The sequence below is a fragment of the Exiguobacterium sp. s102 genome (assembly GCF_018618635.1).
GTDB lineage: Bacteria > Bacillota > Bacilli > Exiguobacteriales > Exiguobacteriaceae > Exiguobacterium_A > Exiguobacterium_A oxidotolerans.
This window is the reverse complement of record NZ_JACSML010000001.1, coordinates 858,417-870,309: the sequence shown is the minus strand read 5'-3', so window position 1 is coordinate 870,309 and position 11,893 is coordinate 858,417. Positions and strand designations below refer to the sequence as shown.

Annotated in this window: 14 protein-coding genes; all 14 read right to left on the bottom strand. The window is 47.8% G+C overall.

The genetic code is table 11. From position 1 onward, the window contains the following. Window positions 1–7 precede the first annotated feature (7 nt). Complete coding sequence (locus tag KNQ02_RS04250) at window positions 8–685, bottom strand: zinc metallopeptidase (RefSeq protein ID WP_088837317.1); 678 nt, start codon at window positions 683–685, stop codon at window positions 8–10. Between the two features lie 44 nt (window positions 686–729). Continuing rightward, the gene (locus KNQ02_RS04245) at window positions 730–1,335 is read right to left on the bottom strand and encodes a DUF1405 domain-containing protein (protein ID WP_251132445.1); all 606 of its coding nucleotides are present in this window, start codon (window positions 1,333–1,335) and stop codon (window positions 730–732) included. A gap of 50 nt (window positions 1,336–1,385) precedes the next feature. Then, window positions 1,386–2,177, bottom strand: coding sequence for a menaquinol-cytochrome c reductase cytochrome b/c subunit (locus KNQ02_RS04240; RefSeq protein ID WP_214804441.1), 792 nt, complete (start codon window positions 2,175–2,177; stop codon window positions 1,386–1,388). 41 nt (window positions 2,178–2,218) lie between these two features. Continuing rightward, window positions 2,219–2,890 carry a menaquinol-cytochrome c reductase cytochrome b subunit gene (gene qcrB / locus KNQ02_RS04235; protein ID WP_012370658.1) on the bottom strand — a complete coding sequence of 224 codons (672 nt, stop codon included), beginning with the start codon at window positions 2,888–2,890 and terminating at the stop codon, window positions 2,219–2,221. A gap of 3 nt (window positions 2,891–2,893) precedes the next feature. Beyond that, window positions 2,894–3,400 carry a ubiquinol-cytochrome c reductase iron-sulfur subunit gene (locus KNQ02_RS04230; protein WP_029330633.1) on the bottom strand — a complete coding sequence of 169 codons (507 nt, stop codon included), beginning with the start codon at window positions 3,398–3,400 and terminating at the stop codon, window positions 2,894–2,896. A 104-nt stretch (window positions 3,401–3,504) separates the two neighbouring features. Then, window positions 3,505–3,945, bottom strand: coding sequence for a DUF2487 family protein (locus tag KNQ02_RS04225; protein ID WP_214807343.1), 441 nt, complete (start codon window positions 3,943–3,945; stop codon window positions 3,505–3,507). A gap of 216 nt (window positions 3,946–4,161) precedes the next feature. Further along, window positions 4,162–4,692: a ReoY family proteolytic degradation factor gene (locus tag KNQ02_RS04220; RefSeq protein ID WP_029330637.1), complete on the bottom strand. Its 531-nt coding sequence runs from the start codon at window positions 4,690–4,692 to the stop codon at window positions 4,162–4,164. A 28-nt stretch (window positions 4,693–4,720) separates the two neighbouring features. Then, window positions 4,721–5,983, bottom strand: coding sequence for a tetratricopeptide repeat protein (locus KNQ02_RS04215; RefSeq protein ID WP_029330640.1), 1,263 nt, complete (start codon window positions 5,981–5,983; stop codon window positions 4,721–4,723). Window positions 5,984–6,018: 35 nt separating this feature from the next. Next, window positions 6,019–7,275: a 3-phosphoshikimate 1-carboxyvinyltransferase gene (aroA, locus tag KNQ02_RS04210; protein ID WP_088837319.1), complete on the bottom strand. Its 1,257-nt coding sequence runs from the start codon at window positions 7,273–7,275 to the stop codon at window positions 6,019–6,021. Continuing rightward, window positions 7,266–8,324 carry a 3-dehydroquinate synthase gene (gene aroB / locus KNQ02_RS04205; protein ID WP_214807342.1) on the bottom strand — a complete coding sequence of 353 codons (1,059 nt, stop codon included), beginning with the start codon at window positions 8,322–8,324 and terminating at the stop codon, window positions 7,266–7,268. Before aroB ends, aroA begins: the two co-directional genes overlap by 10 nt. Beyond that, complete coding sequence (gene aroC / locus KNQ02_RS04200; protein WP_088837321.1) at window positions 8,321–9,475, bottom strand: chorismate synthase; 1,155 nt, start codon at window positions 9,473–9,475, stop codon at window positions 8,321–8,323. The genes aroB and aroC overlap by 4 nt, the downstream gene beginning before the upstream one ends. A gap of 21 nt (window positions 9,476–9,496) precedes the next feature. Further along, window positions 9,497–10,270: a CheR family methyltransferase gene (locus KNQ02_RS04195; protein WP_214765107.1), complete on the bottom strand. Its 774-nt coding sequence runs from the start codon at window positions 10,268–10,270 to the stop codon at window positions 9,497–9,499. Window positions 10,271–10,419: 149 nt separating this feature from the next. Continuing rightward, on the bottom strand, window positions 10,420–10,836 hold the full coding sequence (ndk, locus tag KNQ02_RS04190; protein WP_088837323.1) for a nucleoside-diphosphate kinase: 417 nt from the start codon (window positions 10,834–10,836) through the stop codon (window positions 10,420–10,422). Window positions 10,837–10,930: 94 nt separating this feature from the next. Beyond that, window positions 10,931–11,893, bottom strand: coding sequence for a polyprenyl synthetase family protein (locus KNQ02_RS04185; RefSeq protein ID WP_088837324.1), 963 nt, complete (start codon window positions 11,891–11,893; stop codon window positions 10,931–10,933).

Genomic DNA, 11,893 nt, shown 5'->3' with positions numbered 1-11,893 from the left:
TCTTGAATTACTCGTCAGACGGTGCAAAGACCATCAAAGCGAGGCGGAGGAATTCGGCGACAGCGACGAGTGTCGCAGCGACGTAAGTCCAGGCGGCGGCGTTCAAGACACGGCGTGAGCCACGCTCTTCTTCCGCATCGATGATTCCGTGTTCCGTTAACTGAGCCATCGCCCGTTTCGACGCATCGAACTCAACCGGCAACGTCACGAGCTGGAAGACGACGGCACCGAGCATCAAGATGACACCAAGCATCGCAAGACCAGTCATCCCAGCGAAGAAACCAACGAGTAATAACGGGAATGACAGATTCGACGTAATTGACGCAACCGGTGCAATCCGGTGACGGACACGCATCATGTTATAGTCCGTCGCATCTTGGATGACGTGCCCGATTTCGTGCGCTGCAATCGAAACGGCAGAAACCGTTGAACCATGATACACATCTTCCGAAAGACGAACGACTTTATTCGTCGGATCGTAATGATCGGACATCGTTCCGCCGATCGCTTCGAGACGGACATCCGTAATCCCATTCTGTTTCATGATGAAGTCAGCGACTTGAGCGCCTGTCACCCCACTATGAATCGGAACTTCTTGGTATTTTTTATACGTTTTTCGGACTCGCATTTGTGCCCAGATGGGAACAATGATGATGATGGCGAGGTAAATCAGATAGTTAGCCATGTAACATCTGTCCTTTCCTAAAAGATTATATCCTTATTTTACGTTCAAGCGACCTTATTGTCAATCGAATCGCGTGCGACAAAGAAATATCCCATCAAAATACATAATCCCGTCAACCAGAACGAACCATAGCCAATCCACTGAATATGCTCCGCGAGCGCCGGATAGCGTGGCCACTGACCGAGCACGTAGTCGACGACATCGTTATGGATGACCCAAATCGAGACAAGGACAAGTTCCTTGACGCGAAACGTCATGAATGGAACGTAAAGCAGTGCCTGGAATGCCATCGCGCCGTGCGAGACCATCAGCATCAGTGCCATTGCCGTCAAATAACTGTTACCTGTCCCGAGTTCTTGAAGCATCAAGGCATTCATGACGACGGCCCAGACACCGTATTTAATTAACGTGACGAACGCGAGCGCTTCAAACAGTCGGGAACGACGATTGAAGATCCATAAAAAAACGATGATCGTAAAAAATAGCGACGCCGTCGGACTGTCCGGGATGAACGGATAATAGTACCATTTCGCCGTCTCGAGTTGCGGTTGATACCAATAATAGCCGTATAACGTTCCCGCTAGATTGATTAATCCGAGCGGCCAAAGGAGGGCTTTATGTTTTAAAATCTGCAAAAACGGCACATTCATTCACCTCATGATAGACAAAAGCCGGAGGAATCATTCCCCCGGCTCTTCTCTTATTTATTGTTCTCTCCGCCTTCACCGTAAGAAGCGATGAATTTAGCGAGTTCTTTACGATCTGCATCTGAACCTTTGTACTGTCCAGCAGGCATCGCACCGACACCTTTATCTGCGATTTCATAAATTTCATCTTCTGTCTTTTGTGTCCCGACGAGGGCAGGAGCGGCTGCTCCACCTTCGAGGTTCTTACCATGACAGTTGACACATGACTGGTTCGAGTAAATTTCATACCCTTTCGCCGTCGTATCGATTTCAGGACCTTCGTTCATCGTCAACTCACCTTGTTTATGGATTGTATCCCAGTGCGTTGTTTGAACAGATTCCCAAGTCAAGAAAATGATTGAGACGATTCCGAGTAACATCATGCTGACTGCGACTGGACGTTTTGCCGGGCGACGTTCAATCCCTTGGTCGAGCCACGGTGCTACGAGTAACGCCGTAAAAGCAAGACCTGGAAGAATGACAGTTCCCATCAAAATGTACGGACCGGCAGCAAATTGATATTTCAAGAGCTGATAGAGGAATAGGAAGTACCAGTCCGGAAGTGGAATGTACGACGTATTCGTCGGGTCAGCTATGTTTTGTAGTGGTGCTGCTTCAACGATTGTCAGCGTCATGAAGCCGATCAAGAAGACCGCTCCTACCATCCATTCGCGAAGTAAGAAGTTTGGCCAGAACGCTTCCGTCCGACCTGGATACTCAGAATAGTCTTTCGACTTATTCGGCATCCGGTTATTGATCGACACCCGTGAATCGGTGACGAATTTCATTCCTTTACCACGATGCATCGTGTTCTCCCCCTTTTAGGTTGCCTAAGTTGATTGTCGGTTTAAAGTGGTCCAGAGATCCCTTGTTTACGGATCATCATGAAGTGGGCCCCGAGCAAGACGAACAATGCCGCAGGAAGGAAGAAGACGTGAATCGCAAAGAATCGAGCAATCGTACTTGCACCGACGATTTCTCCACCCGCGAGGAGCGTCTTCGCGATGCCACCGATGACCGGTATGCTTTCCGCGATTTGAATCGTAACTTTCGTCGCGAACAATGCTTTCATGTCCCAAGGCAACAAGTATCCTGTTAGACCAAGTGCTAAGACAACGAAGAACAAGAGGACACCGACGACCCAGTTCAATTCACGTGGCTTTTTGTATGATCCTGTGAAGAAGACGCGTAATGTATGTAAGAACAACATTACGATGACGACTGATGCGCCCCAGTGGTGCATACCACGAACGATTTGACCGTGTGCGACTTCGTTTTGAAGATAGTACACTGACGCATGGGCATTGATGATATCTGGTACGTAATACATCGTCAAGAACATCCCTGAAAGAATCTGGATGACGATTGTAAAGAACGTCAACCCGCCAAAACAATAAACGAATGCTGAAAAGTTATGGGCAGGGTTTACGTGTTCTGGAACTTCATGATCGGCGATATCTCGCCAAAGCGGAGTGATATCAACCCGCTCATCAATCCAATCATAGATTTTTTGCATCATCGCTTACGCACCTCTTTCGACTGGTTTACCTAAGTAGAGGAAACCATCTTTCTCTTGCATTTCATATTCATCAAGCGGCTTCGTCGGAGGCGTTCCTGGTACGTTGACGCCATCTTTCGTGTACCGTCCGAAATGACATGGGCAATAGAATTGCTCTGGGTGCGTCGGATCTGCTCCGAAACTGACTTGGCATCCTAAATGCTTACAGATCGGTGATAGTGCGAGAATTTCGCCCTTATCATTTTTGAAGACCCATGCTGATAATGTTTCTTCGAAATCATACCAAGCATCCTGTGTTTGCTTCTTGAAGTCGACCCGTTTTGGTTCTGTTGTGATGTCCGACAACTTCATTACTTTTACTTTATCGCCTGATCCTGATTTCTTCAGGACCGGATCAACTGCGAAGTTGACCATCGGCATGACCATCGTCGCTGCCATAAAGCCACCGACTCCAGTCAGTGTATACGTCAAGAATTGACGACGTGTTACGTTAGACCCGTTTTGAGCCATATCGATCCCCCCTTGTGATGTACGCCGTGCCCCAAGACCACTGTACTTCACACAAATTTCTCACATGGTAATAGTATCTTAATAAAATCATCGCGTCAACCGCTTCATAGCGCGGTCCAACGGTTTCCTAACTGTTCGAGAACTTGTCCTACAAAATTCCCGACCATCTGACCTTGCTGGTCGCGACTCATCGTCTCGAGCGATAATCGTGGAACATAGACGATGTCGTCGACCGCTGTCTCTTTCCAGCGTAAATCTGCCGTAATGAACGTGACAAAACGGAATTGCTCGGCAGATGCCGCTTCCCGCCAACCGTTCAATTGATCGAGTGACGGTATACCGACATACGTCATTGCTGGAAGGAGCATCGCCCGACCGGACAGTTGCCGTTCGACTTCTGACGCAACCGTCAGTGTCATGTCAGCACATTCCGCAAAAGCATGCATCGATTCATCAAATCCAATCGGTATCAATGGGACGACCAACGTATCGATATACGCTTGTTCGTTTCTCGTCCTTTGAACATCGGATGGTTTGAAACGCAAATCATTTCCCCCTTTCCTGTTCACTTACATTTCGTCACATTTAATGTATCATATCCGCTTTTATTACTGCTCGCTTAATGTGAACGTTTTATGAAATTCCATTCTATTTTTCTTCATATTTAGGTTTTTTTCAAACTCAAATAAAATCATCCTCTTCTTTATCCGAAGAGGATGACTGTAGACGAACGCATATGAAGATTGAAAAGTGTACTTTAGTTATTGGAGTTGGCTCCGAATCGTCCGCAATTCTTCCGAGAGTGATTGAAAACGACTCCGATCGCGTGCATCAAGTGCTTCATCAATCAAACGAATCAATCGCTCTTCCTCTTGCCGATTGACCGTCGCCGCGATGAAATTCATCGCTTCGTCCGCTAATCGTGGTTCAACAGTGACCTCCGGACGAAACGGGTTCTCTTCAAGTAGGGACAAGTATTCATCATCCATCATCATCCCTTGAAAATTTAACTCGATATAAATCGGTTCGTCCGTCAATCGGATGTCGTGATATGCCTTTTCCGGGTCAGTCGTTTTAACCTCACCTTTTTTAAAGAGAAACGGTTCAGCGTCAAACCCGTATGTCGTCATGATGATTGCTTTTGGCGCGAACATCGCATTTTGAACAAAATGAACTTGATCCAGTTTCGCATCATTACGAAGCCAATAATCAAGGATCCATTTGGATTCCCGACGCTTCAACGTGTAATAGGTCAAGATGCGGCGCAAGAAACGCTGTTTTCTCTCTGTCATCTCAATCCTACTCCCTTCTCCAATCGAATCAACTATCCATCCGTTCGACATAATCGACGAGATCAGCATCTTCTGGAGCGAACATCGCTGCCCGACGCAACAATGCTTGTCCCTCTTCGCGTCGTCCTTCTTCAACCAATGCGAAACCATATTCTTTCAAGAAGAGGGCATCATCCGCGAATGCAGATTCAACTTGAGCATACTGCTTCATCGCATTCGTATAATCTTCCAGCGCATAGAGTGATCGAGCACGGTACCACGTCAAGATTGGTGCCGTGACGTGTTCTTCGATTGCTGAAATCGTTTCAATCGTCGCCTCATGGTCCTCATCTTCAGCGAGGAGCGCAAGTAAACGTTCCGCAGCGAGCAAGGATTCCGGGTTAAGGGCAAGAGCTTCACGTAAGGCGTTGACACTCCCTTGGCGGTCTCCTAGCTTCAAGAGGAATAAAGCTTCCATCGTCCGGAGCTCATCATTATAATCGTCTCGCTCCATCCCTTGCTTAATGACATTCAACGCTTCCTTCGTCAAGCCGAGTTCTGCTTGACTCTCCGCGTAAGGCACGTAAGCCGACGTATAATCTGGATCTTGGGCAATCAGTTGTTGGAACGTTTCGACCGCTTTTTGGTGTAGTCCGACGCGGTGAGCGGTCATCGCAAGTCCAAACAGCGTATGCAAGTCAGACCGTTCCGCGACTGCACGTTCATATAAGGGAATCGCTTCTTCGAATTCACCGATCATTGCGAGCGACTCGGCGTACAGGGCATCCAGTGGCAATTCTTCTCTTAATGCCGGAACAGCTGCAATTTCAGCGAACAATGGGACCGCTTGATCAAATGCTCCAAGTGTCATATAGAGTTCAGCCAGTCCGTAAGCGAGCAACGGTTCATCCGGCGCAAGTGACCGTGCCTCTTTTAATTTCGCGAGCGCTACTTCGTCGAGTCCTTGTGATTGATAAAGGTCCGCTAACAAAACTAATGTCCGAGGTCCATTTTCGCTATCCGTCTTATCGACTTGTTCAAGGACGGTGATTGCTTCTTCTTCTCTATCAAGATCGATATAACATTCGGCAAGCAATAAAGCGACGCCAGCATTCCCCGCATAATCGACGTAAAGAGGCGATAAGATATCGACTGCCCGGTCCGAGAGTCCGAGTTCGATGTAAAGATCTGCGACAGCTAAGCGATCCTCATCGGTCCCTGTCTTTTCAAGTTGTTCGAGTGAAGCTAACGCTTCCGACGTATGGCCGTGTTCTAGCCCTTCGACGATTTCTTTTAATACCTGTTCGTTCAAGGCAAACGCCTCACTTTCTAAATTCAATTCGGAACTTATCCGTTCCCGTTATCTTGCAGTTTCTTTAAATCATCATAGAACGTTGGGTAGCTGACTTCAACTACTTCATTCCCGTTCACTTGAATTTCTTCGTTCAATGTCTTAGCAATCGTCAACATCATCGCCAAACGGTGATCACCGGCACTGTCGACCTCCGCCCCTTTTAATGACGTCGGGCCTTCAATTGTCATCCCGTCTGCCGTCGCTTCAATCGACGCTCCGAGTCGTCGTAGTGACGCGACGACCGTCTCGATCCGGTCCGTTTCTTTGACGCGTAACTCCGCTGCATCCCGGATGATCGTCTTTCCTTCCGCTTGCGTCGCGAGTAAAGCGAGGAGCGGAATCTCGTCGATCAATGAAGGGATTTGTTCTCCTTCAATCGTCATCGCCTGCAGGGTAGTCGATTCTACCGTCACATCCGCGACTTCCTCCCCTGCCACTTCCTGCCGGTTCGAAATTTTGACGCTCGCACCCATTTGTCGTAATACTTGTAAAAATCCGATCCGGGTCGGGTTCATGAGTACGCGTTCCGTCGTGATGACACTGTCCTCGCCAATCGCCGCCGCCGTCCACCAAAATGCAGCCGAGGACGGATCGCCCGGTATATCGACCGTCGTCGCCGTAAGTTGAACAGGACCTTCGACACGAATATGCCGTCCGTCTTCAAAGTCATCGATCGTCACATCGACGCCGAATTGCGGCAACATCCGTTCCGTATGATCGCGTGATAAGATCGGCTCAATCACCGTTGTCTCACCTGTCGCAAATAACCCCGCTAGTAAGACCGCACTTTTCACCTGAGCACTTGCGACCGGTAAGGTATACGTCGTTCCGACGAGCGGTTGCCCCTGAATCCGTAACGGAGCGTAGTTCCCTTCGATTTTCGCACCAAGCTGACTGAGTGGAATCGTCACCCGATCCATCGGTCGTTTTTTTAACGAATCATCGCCTGTCAATTCATACGCCGCCTCGCTACCAGCTAAAATACCGCTTAGTAGTCGAATCGTCGTTCCGGAATTCCCACAATCGATTTTTGCTTCGTTTAATGCAGTCGTCCCTGTAATCTGAATCGTTTTTTCAGAACGCTCGATTTTCGCACCAAGTGCCTCAACCGCCTTCAGTGAAGCGAGACAATCCGCTCCTTCGAGTGCATTCGAAATCGTCGTCGTCCCGTTTGCAATCCCACCAAATAAAAAAGCACGGTGTGTCATTGATTTATCGCCGGGTACTCGTACCTTTCCCTTTAATCCCATTTCAAGCACCTCACAGTCATGTCATAGGCGGACAGCAATCGTCCCACCGGAATTTCCTCTAAGTTAAATTTCCCGTTTTCTGCTAAGACGAATCGAATCGACTGATTATTTTTTTTATCCCGTTTCATATAGTCGAAATAGACCTCGAAAGATTGCCTTTTTGGTAGTTCGACACCTAAACGCGTCAACAATTGAGCCAGTTGATCTCCTTCTTCGACTTGTCCCTCTAACATTTTGGCAAAGACTAAACCGATTCCGACTGCCTCACCATGCGCGAGACGCTCACTCGCATACTCGACGGCATGACCAAATGTATGCCCATAATTTAAAAAGGTACGGATGCCTTGTTCTTGTTCATCTTGTTCGACGATTCGTTGTTTGACGGAAATCCCTTTCGCAATCCAGGATTCGAGTGGCAACTCTCTCATATCGGACAGTTTTAAATCCATCAATTGATCAGCAAACGGTTCCGCTGCCAATAGACCATGTTTCAACAATTCAAAAAAACCGCTTCTCCACTCGCGGTCCGGTAATGTTTTCAGAAAAGATACATCGTAGAGAACGGCACTCGGTTGATAGAACGCCCCGACGAGGTTTTTACCGAGCGATAGATTTAGCCCGACTTTCCCGCCGACGCTCGAGTCATGCGCGAGTAACGTCGTCGGAATTTGGATGAACGGAATGCCTCGTAGAATCGTTGCTGCAACGAAACCGGCGAGATCTCCAATCATTCCACCACCAAATGCCAGGATGACCGTACGACGGGTCACCCCTCGTTCAATGCCTTCTTGAAGCAAGTCTGCATACGTTTCGAGCGATTTACTGCTCTCACCTGGTACGACAGTACTCGTCATCCAGTTTGTTTTCGGAAAAAGAGTCGTGACGTGTTTGATCAATGTCTCTAAATGAAGGGTACTGACCGTTTGATCGGTGATAATCCAAAATCGATCTGCTACCTGTGCTTCTTCGACTTCCGCCAGGTGTCGCAACGCACCCGGCTCGATGTGAACCGGATACGGGCGACTCGCTTTGATGCAAAGATGCGTCAAAACAGACGCACCTCCTCCTTGTAATCAGCTATCGTTTGTTTTAATCGATCCATCGTTGAACTCCCGAACATTTCGAGAATCGCGGCTGCGACTTCGAATGCGACGACAGCTTCGAGAACGACAGCTGCTGCCGGCACAGCACAAGCATCACTGCGTTCAATTTGGGCCGTGAACGGCTCTTTCGTTTCAATATCGACCGATTGCAGGGGTTGATACAATGTCGGAATCGGCTTCATCGCAACTTGAACCCGAATCGGCATTCCTGTCGACATCCCACCTTCAATTCCGCCTAGGTGATTGGTTCTGCGGGAGTAACCTGCTTCACTATGAATGATTTCATCTTGGACCGTACTACCGGGACGACGCGCCAAATCAAAACCATCACCAAATCCAACCGCTTTCATCGCATTGACACTGATGACAGCTTGGGCGATCCGACTGTCTAACTTCATGTCATTTTGCGTAAATGATCCAATCCCCGGAACAAGTCCCGTGACGACGACTTCGACTTCACCACCAAGTGTGTCGCCGTCTTTTTTAGCTTGATCGATCGCACGCATCATCTGTTCAGTCGCTGCTTCATCTGCACAACGGACTGGAGAAGCTTCAATCAACTCACGCCGCGTCGTCGGATCAACGGCTTCAGCATCAACGCCACCGATTGATCGTACATGGGAAAACAAATCGACATCGAGCTGTGCCAACAATTGTTTCGCGATTGCCCCAACTGCAACTCGGGCCGCCGTTTCTCGAGCAGAGGAACGTTCGAGGACATCACGGAGATCACGATGACCGTACTTCAAGCCACCTACAAGGTCCGCATGTCCTGGGCGCGGGCGTGTCAATGTCCGCGGACGTTCAAGCGCTTCCTCGAGCGGTTCCGCCTGCATGACTTGTTTCCAGTGCGTATGGTCTTTGTTTTCAATAAACAGACTGATTGGCGCCCCCGTCGTGTAACCGTGACGAATTCCACCCCGAACATCAATCGCATCCTGTTCGATTTGCATCCGCCGTCCACGTCCATAACCACCTTGACGTCGTGTCATTTCAGATTGAATTTTTTCGAAATCGATTGTTAGTCCGGAAGGAACACCATCGATGATGACGGAAAGTCCTTTTCCGTGTGATTCTCCAGCTGTCATGTAGCGCATACGCTTCATCCCTTCACGTCGTTAAATTTTTTCATAAAAGAAGCTTTGCTTCATTTTTAGACCAAATCGTTCCGGTTGAAAGATTTGTTCCGTTCCGCCGACGAATAAAATGCCGCCCGGTTTTAACGCATCCACAAAAGAGCGATAGACGTGCGCTTTTGCTTCTTCTGTAAAGTAAATAAGTACGTTACGACAGATGATTAAATCAAATCCACTGTCATAGCGATCTCCTAACAAATTATGTTTACTGAAACGGACGAGCCGTTTGATTTCTGGAGCGACCTCATATTGTTGATCCTGTTCGATGAAATATCGTTTTTTTCTTGATTCGACGACTTCGTTTAAGGCTGAAATGCCGTATCGACCTTGCTTCGCCTTTTCAAGAACGATCTCATCTAAATCGGTCGCTTGAATCGTGAATTGGGCAGGGTCCATCATCTCATTAAGAATCATCGCGAGCGAATAGGGCTCTTCCCCCGTTGAACAAGCCGCGCTCCATGTCCGAATCCGACCATGCGCACGTGCTTGCAGCACCGGAAGAATATCTTGTTCGAGCTGTTGCCAGCGAATCGGATTTCTGAAGAATTCACTAACATTGATCGTCATCCGGTCCAAGAATTCTTCATATAAGGTCTCGCTTTTTTCCATTGCCTGCATATACGAGGCGAAGGTATCATGTCCTTTTTTATCGCGCAAAGCCGTCAAACGTCGTTTCATTTGTGCTTCTTTATATTGTCCTAAATCAATTCCTGACTTTTTTAAGAAACGTTGGATGAAAAGCTCGTAATCGTCCATAGTACACCTCACTGGTCCTCTCTATCATCGGTCATACACGTTTTATGACCCTATCTTATTCTCTATAGTAGCATAAAGCCATTTCCTTTCCAAAATACAAAAACAGACGATTGAGCAATTGCTCAATCGTCTGTTTGCCGTTCGTTTCATTATGCGTTTACCGGTTGCCCTTGAAACCAAAGTCCAAGTTCACGCTCCGCACTCTCGACGCTGTCTGAACCATGGATGACGTTCTCGCTCATCGTGTTCGCGAAATCTCCCCGAATCGTCCCAGGTAGTGCTTCTGTCGGTTTTGTTTTTCCAATCATCAAACGTGAAACAGATACGACATCCGTTCCTTCGACACGAAGTGCGACGACAGGACCAGACGTTAAGAAAGTGACCAACTCTCCAAAGAATGGCTTCTCTGCGTGCTCTGCATAATGTGCTTTCGCCAATTCTTCAGACGCTTGCATCATTTTCATTTCACGTACAACAAATCCTTTTCGTTCGATCCGGCCGATGATTTCCCCAATCAATCCGCGTTCGACACCATCAGGTTTTACCATTAAAAATGTTTGTTCCATTTTTGAGTCCCCCTATGAAATGCTTTTAGAAAAGCGCTTACATAGTAAGTTTACTCGTAAACGGATCGAGCGGCAAGAAATTTTTGACAGTTTCTTATCCTTTTCGCTTTCCAACGTAACGTGCGACTTCTTCAAGTGAACGCTTTGCAGAAGACTTCGGTAAATGCTCTAAACGACGAATCGCTCGCTTAATGTAAAGATCGACGGTCTGTTGTGTCCGTTCAAGTGCGTCAGACGCTTGCAGACGATCAAGAAGTGGCGCGACTTCTTCGTGGGAGGGCATCTCCTGAATTTTGACGAGTTCCTTGAAAAAAGCTGGATTTTCTGAGGCGTAGAAAACTGGCAACGTCTTGTGCCCATGTCGTAAATCTTCTGCGACCGGTTTACCAAGCTCGACCCGGTTCGCTGTGAAATCCAGTAAGTCATCCGCAATTTGAAAAGCAAGACCGATGTCACGCCCAAATTGCCGCAATGCTTTCGTATCCGCTTCCGAGCAGTTCGCGACGATGGCTCCTAGATGACAACTTGCCTCAATCAAGATCGCCGTTTTCCGCTCGATTCGTTTAATATATCGTTTAATCGATTGATTCCAATCGTATTGATCATAAATTTGTTCGATTTCACCCTCACAAATTTCGCGCATCGCATGGACCATGACTTGGACGAGTTCCGGTTTCCCGATTTCTCCAATCAATTTGACTGCCTCACCAAACAAATAGTTACCCGAGTATAATGCAACTTCTTCATCAAAACGTTGCATGACGGTCGGCTTTCCACGTCTCAGTTCGGCATCATCGATGACATCATCATGCACGAGTGATGCCATGTGGACCAGTTCAAGACTTGCCGCGACACGGACCAGTTCATCCCGGTCTGCTTGACCAAACTTCGAAGCGAGCAAAACAAAAGCCGGACGAATCCGTTTCCCCCCCGCTTTCAAGAGTTGTTGTCCCGCAGCATCAATCGTCGGTTCTTCGGACGCAATATGATTTGTTAAGAATCGGTCGACTAAATTCACTTCTTTCGTTACATCTCGATAAATTGAATGCAGTGACAT